This is a genomic window from uncultured Microbacterium sp. (assembly GCF_913776565.1).
In the GTDB taxonomy this organism is placed as follows: domain Bacteria; phylum Actinomycetota; class Actinomycetes; order Actinomycetales; family Microbacteriaceae; genus Microbacterium.
Map to the genome: position 1 here is coordinate 1 of NZ_CAJYPF010000147.1, position 15,346 is coordinate 15,346.

A 15,346-nucleotide genomic window follows, 5' to 3' on the forward strand; every position below is an offset into this window, starting at 1 on the left:
CCGAACTCGTCGTCGTCGAGGGTCGCGATCGACAGCGGCGCGAGGAAGGCCCCCGCCGCGCCGGGTTCGACGATGCGCACCGGGTCGTCGGCAGGGGTCGTGCGCGCGGCCTGCTCGGCGGTGAACACCCCGTCCGCGACGCTGGCGCGCACGCCGCTGAAACCGTCGTCGTCGAGCAGGCGGATCAGCATGCGGGCCGCCTCGGCCTCGCCGCCGTAGTACCGCGCCGGCCCGCGGGAGCGCAGCGCGCACAGCCCCGGGCGGACGATCTGCACCCCGGGTGCTCGCTCTTCGACCTTGGCGACGACGGGGGCGAAGGCCCGGGCGTCGCGCACGGGATCGGCGGGAACGACCTGGAGCGTGGGGCACAGCGCTTGCGCATCCCGACGCTTCTGTCCGCGCCGCACGCCCTGGGCGCGGGCAGCCCACGAGCATGCGACGACGAGATTGTTCGCGAACACCGCTACGGCGGCATCCGGCTTGGGAGGAGAGACGGCCTCGCGCATGAACGCGGTGATGGGCCAGTCGGGGAACCACAGCACGAGGCTGCGCGTGGGCGCCCGCATCAGCCGACCGCCCGCACGGGATAGACGTCGCGATCGCGCGGAACGAGGCGCTCGGCGGGAGCGCCGAGCAACTCGATCGTGCCGTCGGCGGCGGGCAGCAGCATGCGCGCGCGCCGCGCGTTCGGCGAGCGCTTGCTGGTGACCGACACGGTCAGCTCGCGCCCCGCGAGGTAGCCGTGCCCCTGTCCGAGCCCCGACCATCGGGGGTCGGCCACGTCGATGACGGCCTCGGCCTGCGGCCACGCCCCCTGCACGAGCAGGACGGAACCGCGATCGCGCAGGCGCGCGGCGAGACGCGTGGTCTCGGCGCCCCCGCGCGCGGCCGGCGATCCCACGGGCGGACGCACGGCGACGACCGGCAGCACCTCGGCGATCGTCGCCGTCACCGCCAACCACCGCGGACCGGGGTCGGGGATGAACACGAGTCGATCGAGGTCGAGCCCGTATTTCTCCGCTGCCTCGGCGCCGAGCTCGGGCATGCCGATCACGCCGCACCAGGCGCCGTCCTGCGACGGTCGCGCCATGAGCGCGAGCAGCAGCGACGCCGACCGCGCCAGCGCGTAGGCCGAGCCGGACCGCAGTCCCCCACCGGGCAGCAGTGGCGAGAACGCGGGATGGGTCGGCAGCACCGGGGCGTCCATGCGCCGACCCTGCATGCGCTCGAGGCGATCGCGCAGCGCATGGATGTCGGGTACGGCCTGTACCTGGTCTCTCACGATCGCCCTCACTCCCACAGGTTAGAACATGTGTTCTATTCCCTCAATCCCTGTGGGTCGAAGATACGATCGACCTCCGACATCGGCGCCGGCACCCGTATCCGCGCACGCTGACGGCATCCCTCCCCCTCGAGGGCGGAGAGAACAGGATGCCGACTCAGGCCGCGAGCGCCAGGTACGGCTCCCACCGCGGGTCGCTCTTGTCGACCCCGCGCACCGTCCAGGACGAGCCGTGCGGCGGCGCCGGTACGAGCCGCAGCTCCCACCGCATCTCCTGCGGGGTGCGGTCGCCCTTGATGTTGTTGCACGCCAGGCAGCAGGCCACGAGGTTCTCCCAGGTGTCCTTGCCCCCGCGCGAGCGCGGAAGCACGTGATCGATCGTGGATGCCGCCTTGCCGCAGTATCCGCACCGGTGGGCGTCGCGACGCAGCACGCCACGACGGGTCACCGGCACGCGCCGCGCCCCGGGCACCCGCACGTACCGGGTGAGGATGATCACCGCCGGACGGTCGTAGGTGCCGGCGGCGGCCCACACGGGGTCTTCCTCGACACGCTCGACGACGGTGGCCTTCTCGTTCATCACGAGCACGAGCGCTCGTTTGAACGACACGACCGCGAGGGGCTCGTAGCCCGCGTTCAGCACCAGTGTGCGCATTCCGTTTCCTCTCGAATGGCCGAGACGGCTTCTCGGATGTTCGACGTTCGACGGCGTCAGGCGCGGAAGGGCATGAAAAAAGGCGCTGTCTCACCAGACAGCGCCTCGGAGGTCGCGGCGAGGCCGCGGCATCCGCACTCACGATGCCGAAGAACGAGCAGGCCGAGCGCATCCATGGTGCGGATGCGCGGGCTGGTGTTCATCGGCTTCCCTCCGGTTCTTCGGACGTCGCTGACAGGCTAACCCACTGCGACACGCCCGGGGTCGGGCCGATGGGGAAACGACAGACGGCGTGTCGGAGAACGATCGCCTCCGGCACGCCGTCTGTGATGCGGGCTCAGCTCGCGTTCTGCTGGAGCCAGGCGTAGGGGTCGACGACCGAACCGTTGATGTGCACCTCGAAGTGCAGATGGTTGGCGGTCGAGCTTCCCGTCGAACCGACCAGACCGATCAGCTGGCCGGCGGCGACGGTCTGGCCCGCCTGCACCTGACGGCTGCCGTAGGTCATGTGACCGTAGGTGGTCGACACCTTCTGGCCGTTGATGACGTGCTCGATGACGATCGCGACACCGTAGCCGCCGTAGCTCTCCTGCGAGACGCTGACGACACCGGCGGCTGCCGCGAAGATCGGCTGCCCCTGGGGTGCGAGCAGGTCGACACCCTGGTGGTAACCGGAGTCCCACAGGCCGCGACCGAGTACGTAGTTGGTCAGGGGCCACCGCACTTCACCGGAACCGGGAGCCGTCATGTTCAGGTCGACGGAGCTGGTGGACGCGGTCGTCGACGCCTTCGACGCGCTGGCGGCGAGTTCGCGGGCGCGTTCCGCTGCCGCGGCCGCAGCGGCTTCCTGGTCCTTCTTCTTCTGGATCTCCTCGGCCGTGGTGGCCGAGTAGCTGCTGCGGTCGAGCGTCTCGGCGGTCGCATCGGATGCCACGACGAGCGACTGGTTGTCGGGAGCCGACATCTGCTGCAACGTCACCGTCTCGGCGGCGGGCATCGTCGCGGCGTAGGCCGGGATCGCGACGGTGGCGACCATGCCGGCGACCATCGAGAGGATGACCGCGCTGCGGACGGGCTTGCCGAAGCGGCGGCTCTGCGGGGCTCGGGATGCGGGGACGGAGCGGGTGACCGCCGCGGTCGCGGCGGGCACGGGGACGCTCGCCGTTCGGGCGACGGCGGCACGCGTGCTCTTACGGGTGGGACCCGTCGCGGGAGCCTCGGGTAGGCCCGCAGCGGGATCGTTGTGTTCAGCCAAAGTTCCTCCGGCGCCTCTGCGTCTTCGGGGACGCTGGCTCGTCAGCACTCGATTTGGGGGCACGATGTGCGGGCTTGGCCCTCTGCGGACGACGAGCCGGAGAGGCAAACCGCGAGGGGTCCGACGGCGGGCTTCTGGCCTGTGGACCCTCAGAGGCTACCCGAAGATAACGAACAAGTCACGCTTCGGTCGGGGTGCACAGCCAACACCCGGCCGCAGATCAGTCCTCGGCGACCAGGAAGATGTGCGAGGCCACCTCGACGGGAAGCTCCAGCGCCTCGTCGACCCCGTCCATCTGAACGAGCACATAGCCCTCGTTGAAGCGGTAGTCGCCGCGCGCGCCCGGAAGGACACCGGCGGCCTTGAGCTGATGCAGCAGCTCGGGGTCGACCTGGGCCGGTTCGGCCAGACGGCGGACGGTGCCCGAGATCGGAGCCCCCGCATCGGTGAGCTTGCGGACGAGACCGACGACCCCGTCGTCGAACGTCGAGCTCGCGGTGTCGCCGAGTTGATCGAGCCCCGGGATGGGGTTTCCGTAGGGCGACTCGGTGGGGTGTCCGAGCAGTTCGACGAGACGGCGCTCGACCTGCTCGCTCATGACGTGCTCCCAGCGGCAGGCCTCGTCGTGCACGTACGCCCAGTCCAGGCCGATGACATCGCTGAGCAGACGCTCGGCCAGCCGATGCTTGCGCATGACGTCGACGGCCTTCTGGCGTCCGTCGTCGGTGAGCTCGAGACGGCGGTCCTCGGACACCACGACGAGACCGTCGCGCTCCATGCGTCCGACGGTCTGCGAGACCGTGGGACCCGAGTGGCCGAGTCGCTCCGAGATGCGGGCCCTCAGCGGCACGATCTTCTCTTCTTCGAGCTCGAGGATCGTGCGCAGGTACATCTCGGTGGTGTCGATCAGGTCGGTCATTCAGCAGTCCTCGATGTCGCGCGGCAGGTCCTCCCAGCCTACCGACCCCCTCCGACACGAGCGCGGGCGGGCCCGGAACCGGACCCTAGAATCGAGCCATGTCGCACGTGGAACTCCCCGCCGATCTCCTGCCCGCCGACGGTCGCTTCGGGTGCGGCCCCTCGAAGGTGCGCGGAGCGCAGCTCGAGGCGCTCGTCACCCGCGGCGCCTCGATCCTCGGCACCTCGCACCGCCAGGCCCCCGTGAAGAACCTCGTCGCGAGCACGCGGGAGCGTCTGGCCGAGCTGTTCCGCCTTCCCGAGGGCTATGAGATCATCCTCGGCAACGGCGGTTCGACCGCCTTCTGGGATGCCGCCGCCTTCGGCTTGATCCAGAACCGCAGCCAGAACCTCGTGTTCGGCGAGTTCGGCGGCAAGTTCGCCGCGGCCGCCGCGGCACCCTGGCTGCAGGCGCCCGACGTCCGCAAGGCTGCGCCCGGCACGCGCACGGTCGCCGAGGCCGTCGAAGGCGTCGACGTGTACGCCTGGCCGCACAACGAGACCTCGACCGGAGTGTCCGCTCCCGTCGAGCGCGTGCACGGGGATGCCGGGGCCCTCACCGTCATCGACGCCACGAGCGCCGCGGGCGGCATCGACTTCGACGTCGAGCAGGCGGACGTCTATTACTTCGCGCCGCAGAAGAACCTCGGTTCCGACGGCGGCCTCTGGTACGCCGCCGTCTCGCCCGCGGCGATCGAGCGGATCGAGGGGATCGCGGCATCCGATCGCTACATCCCCGAGTTCCTGAGCCTGAAGAACGCACTCGACAATTCGCGTCTGCAGCAGACGCTCAACACCCCGGCCCTGGCGACGCTGCTGCTGCTCGACGAGCAGCTCGGGTGGATCCTCGACCACGGCGGCCTGAGCTGGGCGGCCGCGCGAACGGCGGAGTCCTCGTCGGCACTGTACGAATGGGCGGATGCCAGCGAGCACGCCACCCCGTTCGTCGCCGACGCCGCAGACCGTTCCCCCGTGGTGGTGACCATCGACTTCGACGAGCGCATCGACGCGAGCGCGATCGCCAAGAGCCTGCGGGCCAACGGCATCGTCGACACCGAGCCCTACCGCAAGCTCGGTCGCAACCAGCTGCGCGTGGCGACGTTCGTGTCGATCGAGCCCGACGACGTCCGTCGTCTCATCGGCGCGATCGACTACACGATCGCGAATCTGCCCGCCTCCTGAGGTCTCTTCTCACGACGGAGGCCGTCCCGCGCGATGCGGGGCGGCCTTCGTCGTGAGAGCGGACGGGCGTCAGTAGCTGCGCTCGCCCTCGTCGATGTCCTCATCGTCGTCGTCCGCGGCGTCGTCGTCGTCGTGACCCGCCACGTGATCGGCGTCGAGCTCGTCGATGTCGACGCCGTCCAGGTCGCCCGCGTGGAAGCGCGGCTTGGGCTCGTCGTCGTCCACGTCGTCATCGTCATCCGACTCGTCGTCATCCGACTCGTCCTCGTCCGACTCGTCCTCGTCTTCGTCTTCGTCTTCGTCGAGATCGTCGTCGGCGTGCGCCGCGGCTTGCTGCGCCGCCTGGTACTCGGCCAGACGCGTGGCCCACGGCACCCAGTCGGGGGCGAGCAGCGCACCGTCGCCGGGGAGCAGCTCGACTTCGAGCACGGTCGGCTCGGCCTCGTCGACCACGGCGACGCTGACGGTCCAGAACCAGCCCGGGTAGCCGGAGAGCCGGGTGTGGAAACGCAGCGAGACGGCGCCGTCGTCTTCGGTCGTGTAACCCGCGGGCGGGCCGACCGTGTCGGGCGCGGTGATCTCGTGCAGGGCGGAGAGCGCGAGGTCGTGCGCTCCCGTCAGTCGCTCGTCGGCGACGGGCTCAGGCTTCGAAGTCATCGGCGACCTTGCGCAGGACCGCGGCGATCTTCTGCGCGTGCGGGCCGTTGGGGTAGCGGCCGCGACGCAGGTCGCCGCCGATCCCGTCGAGCAGCTTCACGAGGTCTTCGACGATGATCGCCATGTCGTCCGCGGGCTTGCGCGAGCGCTTCGCAAGGCTCACCGGTGCGTCCAGGACGCGCACCGACAACGCCTGCGGACCGCGCTTGCCGTCCGCGACGCCGAACTCCAGTCGCGTCCCGGCCTTGGGCGCGGGGGTCCCGGCGGGCAGAGCCGTGGCGTGCAGGAACACGTCCTGGCCGTCATCGGTGCTGATGAAGCCGAAGCCCTTCTCGTCGTCGTAGAACCTGACCTTGCCGGTGGGCATGGACACCTCGCTGGATACGTGCGCGAACGCGCGGCGGAACGCGGGAACCGAGCGGATCCCGGTCTTCCAGCCTACGGCACCCGCGCCAGGCAGTAGGCTGAGCGCGATGAGCACCCGCACCACCGGCGGCAGCACGCCGGGCGACGACGTTCCCGTCCGACGCATCGACCGCATCCTGACGTTCATGTCGCTCGGCCTGGTCGCCCTGTCCATCGTGTGCTTCTTCATCGTGATCTTCGCGCAGCCGGCCGGCGTCAGCGACTTCACGCAGGGAGCATGGCCTCTCATCGTCGTCCTCCCCCTGTTCGCCCTCCCGGTCGGCTTCGCGCTGATGATCGCCGTCCTCGTCATGAGCTTCGTCCGAAGGGCCCGGGCCAACAAGGCCCGCTGACGTGCCCGAGACCTCCGCACAACGCGCACTGGCGGTCTCGTTGAGCGCGCGCTCCGACGCCGAGTTGGCGGCGCTGTTCGCCGAGCGGCAGGTCTCCCCGTCCAGCACCTGGCGCGACATGTTCGACGCCGCCGAGGCCCTCCTCGAACCGGCGAGCATCGCCCGCGGCCTGCCCGTCCTGCCGCGACCCGATGCCCGCGCGCTGATCGAGGCCGCCCCCGGTCGGCCGATTCCCGCGCCGCAGCGAGATCGGCTGGCATCCCGCGCTCTCGTCGGCGACGACGGCATCCCCTTCCCGAGTGTGATCGACGCCGTCCGCGATGCGCTGCCCGAGGGAGCGACGGATGCCGAGGCCCCCCGTCGCGGTTCCCTGACACCCGAATCCGTGGCCGCCGCCTCCGAGGCGGCCTTCACGAACGCGGCGTGCGTCGCCGACATCCTCATGCAGACGCTCGATGCGCCGCTCGGGCGCATCGGCACCGGGTCCCTCGGCGCCACCGAACGCCGTCGCCTCGTCGAGGCGGGGTCCGTGTCGACGCCCGCCGAAGCCGACCTGCTGGTGGGCCTCGCCGCCGACGCGGGCCTGCTGGGTGCCAACGACCGCGCCTGGCTGGTATCGCCGAAGGGCCGCGAGTGGCTGCGCCTTCCGACTCTGGAGCGCTGGTCGCGCACCGCCGGCGCCCTGCGTGACGCCCTGCCCGATGCGTACCGCGACGGCGACGGCGACTGGATCCCGACCGAGCAGTGGGCACGGGCGACGCCGTTCGACCCGGACGCGGCCGATCGTGCGACCCTCTGGATCCGCCGGCTCGTGCGCTGGGGACTCCTGGATGCCGCGGGCCACGTCACGCCGTGGGCCGAGCCGCTGTCGCACGGGGGCGAGGCCGACACCTCCGCCCTGCGCGAGCTGCTGCCGCCCGAGGTCGACCGTGTCTACCTGCAGAACGACCTCACCGCGATCGCGCCGGGGCCCCTCGCCCCGCACCTGGACGTGCGCCTGCGCACCATGGCGGCGCGCGAATCCCGCGCGCAGGCGTCCAGCTACCGCTTCAGCGCCGCGACCATCGGGGCGGCCATCACCGCCGGAGAGACCGCGGAGTCGTTGCGCGAGTTCCTGACCTCGATCTCGCTCACCGGTCTTCCTCAGCCCCTCGCGTATGTCATCGAGCGCACCTCGGCGGAGCACGGTCGGGTGCGCGTCTCGGTCGAGCCCGAGACGCAGCTGACGCGGGTGCGGACCGACGACGAGACGCTGCTGCGTTCGATGGAGGTCGATCAGTCGCTGCGCTCGATCGCGCTGACCCGCACCGACGACGACGAGTTGATCTCGCACGTGTCGGCGGATGTGGTGTTCTGGGCCCTGTCGGACGCCCACTACCCCGCCGTCGCGGTCGATGCCGAGGGCAACCCGCGCGCGCTCGAGCGCGCGAAGCTCGCCACCGGAGCGGCTCCGAGCGCCGATCCCCTCGACACCTACGGTCCGCTCATCGAACGCCTGCGTGCCGGAGCCGGGGACTCGGATGCCGCGTGGCTCGAGCGCGAGCTCGACCAGGCGGTGCGCGCACGAGCCGTCGTCGACGTCACGGTGCGCCTGCCCGACGGGTCGGCCCGCGTCTTCCGACTCGAGGCGACGGGACTCGGCGGCGGGCGCCTGCGCGGGCGCGATCGCGGCGCCGACGTCGAGCGCACCCTGCCGCTGTCGCACATCGACGGCGTCGCGCTGGTCGACTGATTCCGAGCGGGCGGTGCGGACGCCGTGAGCCGAAGACCGCGCCGCCCCGGTAAACTCGTACCTTATGGCTGACGGCCCCCTCATCGTGCAGAGCGACCGCACCGTCCTCCTCGAGGTCGCGCACCCCCAGGCGGAGACGGCGCGGCACGAGCTCGCGGTCTTCGCCGAGCTCGAGCGCGCACCCGAGCACATCCACACCTACCGCATCACCCGCCTGGGCCTGTGGAACGCCCGCGCGGCAGGCCACGACGCCGACGCCATGCTCGAGACGCTCGACAAGTGGTCGCGCTTCCCCGTCCCCGCGTCGGTCAGCACCGACATCCGCGAGACGGTCAACAGGTACGGACGCCTCGTGATCGAGCGCGACGACGAAGGCGTCCTGGTCCTTCGATCGACCGACGCCGCCGTGCTCGGCGAGGTGTCGCGCAACAAGCGCATCGCACCTCTGCTGATCGGCCACCCGACGCCCGACAGCTACGTGATCGACGCGTGGGCGCGCGGGCACATCAAGCAGGAGCTCCTCAAGATCGGCTGGCCCGCCGAAGATCTTGCCGGGTACACCCCCGGAACCCCGCACCCGATCGACCTCGCCGAGGACGGATGGAGCCTGCGCCCGTACCAGCGGCAGGCGGTCGATTCGTTCTCCGAGGGCGGCTCGGGAGTGGTGGTGCTGCCGTGCGGCGCGGGCAAGACCCTCGTGGGCGCCGGCGCGATGGCCGACACACGGACGACGACGCTGATCCTGGTGACCAACACCGTGAGCGCCCGGCAGTGGCGCGACGAGCTGCTGCGCCGCACCACGCTCACGCCCGAAGAGATCGGCGAGTATTCCGGTCAGGTCAAAGAGATCAAGCCGGTCACGATCGCCACCTACCAGATCCTCACCGCCAAGCGCGGTGGGAAATACGCCCACCTCGCCCTGCTCGACGCCCTCGATTGGGGTTTGGTTCTCTACGACGAGGTGCACCTGCTCCCCGCCCCGGTGTTCAAGCTCACCGCCGACCTGCAGGCGCGCCGGCGCCTGGGTCTGACCGCGACGCTCGTGCGCGAGGACGGCCGCGAGGGCGACGTCTTCAGCCTGATCGGTCCCAAGCGCTTCGACGCGCCGTGGAAGGAGATCGAAGCCCAGGGCTTCATCTCGCCGGCCGCCTGCTACGAGGTGCGCATCGACCTGCCCGCCGACGAGCGTCTCGAGTACGCGGCGGCGGCGGACGAGGACCGCTACCGCCTTGCGGCGACGGCTCCCGCCAAGATCGACGTCACCCGACGGCTGGTGCAGCGGCATCCCGGAGAACGCGTCCTGGTCATCGGGCAGTACCTCGATCAGATCGACGAGCTCGCCCAGGCGCTGGGAGCCCCGCAGATCACCGGTGCCACGCCCATTCCGGAGCGCGAGGAACTCTTCCAGGGCTTCCGCGACGGCAGCATCCCCCTGTTGGTGGTGTCGAAGGTGGCGAATTTCTCGGTGGACCTGCCCGAGGCGTCGGTCGCCATCCAGGTGTCGGGCTCGTTCGGCTCGCGGCAAGAAGAGGCTCAGCGCCTCGGACGCCTGTTGCGTCCGAAGCAGTCGAACCACACGGCGAGCTTCTACACGCTCATCGCCCGCGACACCGTCGATCAGGATTTCGCGCAGAACCGTCAGCGATTCCTCGCCGAGCAGGGGTACGCGTACACGATCCTGGATGCCGACGGCATCGACGCCGTGGCCGCCTGACCCATACCAGGCAGCGGCTTTCCGTTCCATATCCAGCGGTTTGCTGGGTGCGGTCACGATAATGAGGGCATGACAGCTCCTCGCATCCTCGTCGTGGACGACGAACCGAACATCCGCGACCTGCTCATCACGAGCCTGCGCTTCGCCGGTTTCCAGGTGCGAGCCGTGGCCAACGGCGCGCAGACGATCTCGGCCGTGCTCGAAGAGGAACCCGACCTCATCGTGCTGGACGTGATGCTGCCCGATATGAACGGCTTCAGCGTCACCAAGCGGCTCCGCGGCGCCGGCTACACCGCCCCCATCCTCTTCCTCACCGCGAAGGACGAGACCGAGGACAAGATCGAGGGCCTCAACGCCGGTGGCGACGACTACGTCACCAAGCCCTTCAGCCTCGACGAGATCGTCGCCCGCATCCAGGCGATCCTGCGCCGCACCATGCAGGCCGACGAGGAATCGATCATCCGCACGGGTGAGCTGACCATGGACCAGGACACGCACGATGTCAGCGTCGGCGACGTCTCGATCGACCTGAGCCCCACCGAGTTCAAGCTCCTGCGCTACCTCATGCTCAACCCGAACCGCGTGCTGTCGAAGGCGCAGATCCTCGACCACGTCTGGGAGTACGACTTCAACGGCGATGCCGGCATCGTCGAGAGCTACATCTCGTACCTGCGCCGCAAGATCGACCCGCACTCCTCCGAGCCGCTCATCCAGACCAAGCGCGGCTTCGGCTACATGCTGAAGTCGGGCAAGACCGTCTGAGCGGAGGTCTCTCCTGTCGCCCTCCGATGATGCCCTGACCCGCTGGTGGCGCGGGCTGAGCCTGCGCACCAAGGTCACCGGCGTGACCGTCGCCCTGCTCGCGATCGGGTTGTTCACCGCGGGCGTCGGGACCATGGTGTTCTTGCGCACGACCCTCGTGAACAACCTCGACGAGCAGGTGGCGCAGCAGGCGGCGGGAAGCATCGCCAACAGCATCTTCACGACCACGCCGGTCGACGGCGGGATCGAGTTCACGCAACGCGACAACGCCCCGCAGATCGGGTCCATCGTCGTCGTCTTCGGACCCGACGGCGAACAGGAGGCGATCTACAACGGGACGGCCACCAAGGTCATCCCGCGGATCCCCTCGGACTTCACCCTCGAGCAGACGTACCTGCAGATCGACCGCCGCATCGAGCTGGAGGATCCCGAGACCGGGCAGAAGTTCGTCGGGCGCGTCGGTGTCGTCCAACCGCAGGGCACTCCCGGCGTCTACACGCAGATGGTCATCCAGCCCCTGGCCCCGACCGATCGCATCGTGGGCGCCTACGTGGGCATCTACGCCTTCGTCGCCCTGCTCATCCTCATCGCGACCGCCCTGCTGACCCGGTGGCTGGTGACGCTGGCGTTCCGCAACCTGCGGCAGGTCGAGACGACCGCGATGGACATCGCCGCCGGCGACTTCAGCCAGCGTCTGACCGACATCGTGCCCGACACCGAGGTGGGCCGCCTCAAGACCGCGATCAACGCGATGCTCGCCCGCATCGACGGAGCCCTCGGACAACGGGATGCCACGGTGCGGCAGATGCGCCGGTTCATCGGCGACGCCAGTCACGAGCTGCGCACGCCGCTCGTGACCATGCGCGGCTACGCCGAGCTCTACCGCATGGGCGCGATCCGCTCCGACGAGGACGTGGCGCAGTCGATGGAGCGCATCGAGAAAGAGGCGATCCGCATGGGCGCCCTGGTCGAGGACCTGCTCGCCCTCGCGCGCCTCGACGAGCGCCGTGACGTGTCGATCACCGAGCTCGACCTGCGGCCGATCGCCCGCGATGCCGCCCTCGATCTTCGCGTGACGTCCCCCCAGCGCGAGGTGACCGTCGACGACACCACCTCGCGCAACGAGATGGTCCTGCCGATGATCACGCTCGATCCCCTGCTCGACGCGGGTGGGCAGCCGGCGAGCGGCTCGTCCCGTCGTAAGACGGCCCCGACGACGTCCGCGATGGCGATCGCCGGTGCGACGCTGTCGCGCCTGCGCCGCCGGCCGAAGGACCCCACCGACCCCGCGACGACCTCCGGCGAGACGCCGGCGGCGACCGCCCCGACTCCGCCGACGAGCGTGGTGCGCCCCGCCCCGCGGCTCGCTCCGATCGTCCTCGGCGACGAGAACAAGGTGCGCCAGGTCGTGGCGAACCTGCTCGGCAACGCCCGCCGCTTCACCGCGGACGACTCCCCCATCGGTCTTCGCGTCGGAGTGGATGCCGAGAACGACATGGGCTGGATCGAGATCATCGATCACGGCGAGGGCGTCCCCGAGCAGATCCGCGAGCAGATCTTCCAACGCTTCTGGCGCGCCGACACGTCGCGCACCCGCGAGACGGGTGGGTCGGGGCTGGGCCTGTCGATCGTGGCATCCATCGTGGATCTGCTGCACGGCACCGTCGAGGTGGTCGATACCCCGGGTGGTGGTGCGACGTTCCGGGTGTCGCTCCCCCTCGCCGACCGCCGCGACGCGCAGGAGCACGCGCTCATCGAAACGCAGCCGCTCGAGCGCCTTCCCGAGGACTACCGCCCCGACCCCGACGCCTGACGCGCGTTCGCGCGATGTCGATCAGCGCCAGATCCACGCGAGCAGATCACGCAGAGCCCCGATCGCGGGCTCGCCGAGCTCCGGGTGACCCGCGGCCAGCGAACGCGCGCGCCTGTCAGCCCAGGACGTGAGGTCGGTTGCGTCCGCATCAGGTCGAATCACGTCGAGTTCCGCGATGATCTGCTCCACCCGCGCGCGCAGCGCAGGATCGGACACGGCATCCGGATTCCTCCCGGGGGCCGCCGACGAGTGCCGCCACACGTACGCCACGACGGCGTCATCGAGGACCGTCACGTCGACGTCGAGAGATACTGCGGGGCCGGGCGCCGGTCGTTTGACCACGATGCCCGGCAGCATGCTGTCAGCCTTCTCCGGAATCGTCGGCCGTTTCCGGTACAACCCCTCCACCTGGCGGCGGCGGAGGTCGTCCATGGCAGCCTGCGCCTTCGCCCGATCCGCGGCCGACAGCCCCGGGGCGATCTCATCGAAGTCCGTCACGATACCTCTGATAGTCAGGAGTCATCTTCGATCTTCCGACGAGACACGTCACAGCCGCCAGCAAGCCCTCGGCACCATTCGCGACGACAGTCCGTCGAAGGGGCTGTCGAATCTGTGTGCTCCGTCCAGTATGCAGACACGTTCCGAGCCGATTCACGACGGCGAACACCTCAGCGGCCGATCTCGCCTCGAATAGCGGCGATACCCGCCGGAGCCATATCGAAACCGATGGTCGATCCCGCATTCAGCACGATGCCCTGGTCAACAGGCACTCCGTTGAGAAGACGGAGGCCCGTCATGGTCACCATGAACGGGGCGAGGTCCCTGACGGCATCTCCCCGATCCAAGTCCGAATAACAGGCAACCATTTGCGTGCCCCCCCGCTCGAAAAGAACGGGCTGGAAATTCGTCATATTTTCGTCGGGTTCAGTCCCGCTGGGGACGTAAATCGTACTCGATGCGAAGACCCACAGAATCGTCTGCATACTGAGGGCGCCCTCGCGACCACGGGAGATCGCGGCCTCGAGAACATTTCGCGCGTTATCAGTCATTCTTGAAGGCCTCCGGGAACGCAAGCTGTGCTGCAGTGGCGGGTACGGGATTCTGGTACCGCTGAGTTCCTATCCACCACGTCGCGCAGAAATCACACCTATAGAGGAGATCCGACGGTGACGTGGCCAAGACGAACCGCGGCTGGTAGGGCGTTCCGGAGTGGGTCAAGCAGATTTCGCATCCGAGTTCTTCTGTCACGGAATTCTCTTCACGACTGTCCAACTGCCGTCCCCCAGTTTGGTGAGGACGGCCCCCGAGCGAACGGGTTTTCCTCCATCGAAAATGGTCTCACGCGTCTCGTTCACCCTCACGATTCCATCTTCCCTCACTGCCGTGTGGCCGTAGGTCGGGTCCGGGTTCAGGGGATCGTCGTAGAAGTGTGGATGTCCTCCGGCATCCGCCGTCGTTGGCCGACGGAGTTCTGCGGGATCGACGGGGAAATGCAGGGCGTACAGGTCGGTCCCGTTTCTGGCGGCCGCAGCGGCCATCGGCGCGAGGCCCGTTTCTCGTGCGGCGTCGTCGAGCGTGTGTATCTTGGCGGCGTCCTCGACGGGCATCGCCCAGACGAGTCCCCCTTGCCGTCCGAGATGAGGATCGGCGACCTTGTAGAACTCCACCACTTCCGGCCCGAAGATCGTCGAGTGGAACCCCAGGCGGCTCATCTCATCGATCTCGCCGGGGGTGAGCGGCTCGGGTGCGGATCGGAGGGGCGTCGCATTGTCTGCGGCAGGGACGGATTCTCGAGGCTCGGGGGGAAGAGCGCGGGGTGACGAGACCGACGGTAGAACATCTCCTGTCGCGCGCCGCGGGATACTCCCGAGGAGTCCTGCTCCTTTGTCCATCAGGGTCTTCAGCTCTGTCAGCAGATCCCCGAGCTTGCCGCACGAGCGCAGCAGGCCGGTGAGCTTGGAGCTGATCTTCGCGGTCCAGCTGGCGACGCGGGTGGAGACCTGCGTGATGATCCACGGGGTGGCGAAGCCCACCGTGACCACGGCCTGCGTCGCCCACGAGATCGCCGAGCCGACCAGCTGCGACAGGATGTCGCGCACCAGGTCGTGAACGACCTGCACGATCGTCGAGGCGATCTGCAGCCCGGTGGCCATCGCCCCCGCCCACTGACCCGACGCGCGGATGTGCGCGGCGGCGTCGGTCTGGAAGCGGCGGTACGCCTCGATCGCCTCACCGGCCATGTCGTCGAGGTCGGTGACGACGCGGTCCAGGAAGTTGGCGGACGCATCCAGCTGGGTCTGGACGTTGGTCCAGGTCTGGGCGAACCCCATCACCGCGCCGGCGTCGCCGGTGAGGTCGTTGAACCAGCCCTTGATCGGCTCGAAATGATCGATCAGCCCGCCGAGGCCGGCGGTGATGAGCGACCCCAAGGGGTCGATGACGGCGGCGACGGTGTCCACCGCGGTGCTGAACGCCGCCAGCCCACCCTCGACCCAATTGCCCGACTCGATCGCGTGCGCGAGCTGCGTGCCGGAGTCCAGCAGCCCGGCCCCGCTGAACGGTGTCGCGGTGTCGACGGG

The 15,346-nt window shown here is 69.3% G+C and carries 16 protein-coding genes and 1 pseudogene; 6 read left to right on the forward strand and 11 right to left on the reverse strand.

All coding sequences use genetic code 11. The features are described from left to right. The 6 genes and pseudogenes from QZ433_RS07970 to QZ433_RS07995 all read right to left on the reverse strand — a co-directional run. Positions 1 to 566 (reverse strand): annotated as a pseudogene (locus QZ433_RS07970) (DNA polymerase Y family protein); the annotation flags it as partial. Then, positions 566 to 1,222 carry a hypothetical protein gene (locus tag QZ433_RS07975; RefSeq protein ID WP_295781688.1) on the reverse strand — a complete coding sequence of 219 codons (657 nt, stop codon included), beginning with the start codon at positions 1,220 to 1,222 and terminating at the stop codon, positions 566 to 568. The gene QZ433_RS07975 and the pseudogene QZ433_RS07970, both read right to left, overlap by 1 nt. Before the next feature lie 217 nt (positions 1,223 to 1,439). Beyond that, on the reverse strand, positions 1,440 to 1,937 hold the full coding sequence (locus QZ433_RS07980; RefSeq protein WP_108320650.1) for an HNH endonuclease: 498 nt from the start codon (positions 1,935 to 1,937) through the stop codon (positions 1,440 to 1,442). 56 nt (positions 1,938 to 1,993) lie between these two features. Further along, positions 1,994 to 2,140: a hypothetical protein gene (locus QZ433_RS07985; RefSeq protein WP_295781653.1), complete on the reverse strand. Its 147-nt coding sequence runs from the start codon at positions 2,138 to 2,140 to the stop codon at positions 1,994 to 1,996. Positions 2,141 to 2,274: 134 nt separating this feature from the next. After that, positions 2,275 to 3,192, reverse strand: coding sequence for a M23 family metallopeptidase (locus QZ433_RS07990; protein ID WP_295781656.1), 918 nt, complete (start codon positions 3,190 to 3,192; stop codon positions 2,275 to 2,277). A gap of 220 nt (positions 3,193 to 3,412) precedes the next feature. Next, positions 3,413 to 4,111 carry a metal-dependent transcriptional regulator gene (locus tag QZ433_RS07995; RefSeq protein ID WP_295781658.1) on the reverse strand — a complete coding sequence of 233 codons (699 nt, stop codon included), beginning with the start codon at positions 4,109 to 4,111 and terminating at the stop codon, positions 3,413 to 3,415. Positions 4,112 to 4,209: 98 nt separating this feature from the next. On the opposite strand from QZ433_RS07995, the gene serC reads away from it, so the two are divergent. Further along, entirely contained in the window at positions 4,210 to 5,331 is a 1,122-nt protein-coding gene (serC, locus tag QZ433_RS08000; RefSeq protein WP_295781661.1) for a phosphoserine transaminase, read from the forward strand. Between the two features lie 69 nt (positions 5,332 to 5,400). Here the strand turns inward: serC and QZ433_RS08005 are convergent, their stop codons facing one another. After that, complete coding sequence (locus QZ433_RS08005) at positions 5,401 to 5,988, reverse strand: DUF3027 domain-containing protein (RefSeq protein WP_295781663.1); 588 nt, start codon at positions 5,986 to 5,988, stop codon at positions 5,401 to 5,403. Further along, positions 5,972 to 6,355 carry a cold-shock protein gene (locus QZ433_RS08010; protein ID WP_295781691.1) on the reverse strand — a complete coding sequence of 128 codons (384 nt, stop codon included), beginning with the start codon at positions 6,353 to 6,355 and terminating at the stop codon, positions 5,972 to 5,974. The genes QZ433_RS08005 and QZ433_RS08010 overlap by 17 nt, the downstream gene beginning before the upstream one ends. Positions 6,356 to 6,461: 106 nt before the next feature. On the opposite strand from QZ433_RS08010, the gene QZ433_RS08015 reads away from it, so the two are divergent. From QZ433_RS08015 to QZ433_RS08035, 5 genes are all read left to right on the forward strand, one after another. Further along, complete coding sequence (locus tag QZ433_RS08015) at positions 6,462 to 6,746, forward strand: multidrug ABC transporter ATPase (protein ID WP_295781666.1); 285 nt, start codon at positions 6,462 to 6,464, stop codon at positions 6,744 to 6,746. A gap of 1 nt (position 6,747) precedes the next feature. Continuing rightward, positions 6,748 to 8,478 (forward strand): helicase-associated domain-containing protein, encoded by a 1,731-nt coding sequence (locus tag QZ433_RS08020; protein ID WP_295781669.1) that lies wholly within the window; start codon positions 6,748 to 6,750, stop codon positions 8,476 to 8,478. Between the two features lie 64 nt (positions 8,479 to 8,542). Beyond that, positions 8,543 to 10,192 (forward strand): DNA repair helicase XPB, encoded by a 1,650-nt coding sequence (locus QZ433_RS08025; RefSeq protein ID WP_295781671.1) that lies wholly within the window; start codon positions 8,543 to 8,545, stop codon positions 10,190 to 10,192. 69 nt (positions 10,193 to 10,261) lie between these two features. Beyond that, positions 10,262 to 10,954, forward strand: coding sequence for a response regulator transcription factor (locus tag QZ433_RS08030; RefSeq protein WP_108318117.1), 693 nt, complete (start codon positions 10,262 to 10,264; stop codon positions 10,952 to 10,954). An 82-nt stretch (positions 10,955 to 11,036) separates the two neighbouring features. Next, positions 11,037 to 12,767, forward strand: coding sequence for a HAMP domain-containing sensor histidine kinase (locus QZ433_RS08035; protein WP_366761902.1), 1,731 nt, complete (start codon positions 11,037 to 11,039; stop codon positions 12,765 to 12,767). Positions 12,768 to 12,788: 21 nt separating this feature from the next. Here the strand turns inward: QZ433_RS08035 and QZ433_RS08040 are convergent, their stop codons facing one another. The 3 genes from QZ433_RS08040 to QZ433_RS08050 all read right to left on the reverse strand — a co-directional run. Further along, positions 12,789 to 13,265 carry a hypothetical protein gene (locus tag QZ433_RS08040; RefSeq protein WP_295781681.1) on the reverse strand — a complete coding sequence of 159 codons (477 nt, stop codon included), beginning with the start codon at positions 13,263 to 13,265 and terminating at the stop codon, positions 12,789 to 12,791. A gap of 170 nt (positions 13,266 to 13,435) precedes the next feature. Continuing rightward, positions 13,436 to 13,816, reverse strand: coding sequence for an SseB family protein (locus QZ433_RS08045; RefSeq protein ID WP_295781683.1), 381 nt, complete (start codon positions 13,814 to 13,816; stop codon positions 13,436 to 13,438). A gap of 195 nt (positions 13,817 to 14,011) precedes the next feature. Next, positions 14,012 to 15,346 (reverse strand): hypothetical protein (locus tag QZ433_RS08050; RefSeq protein WP_295781685.1); only part of this gene is annotated, 1,335 nt, incomplete at its 5' end.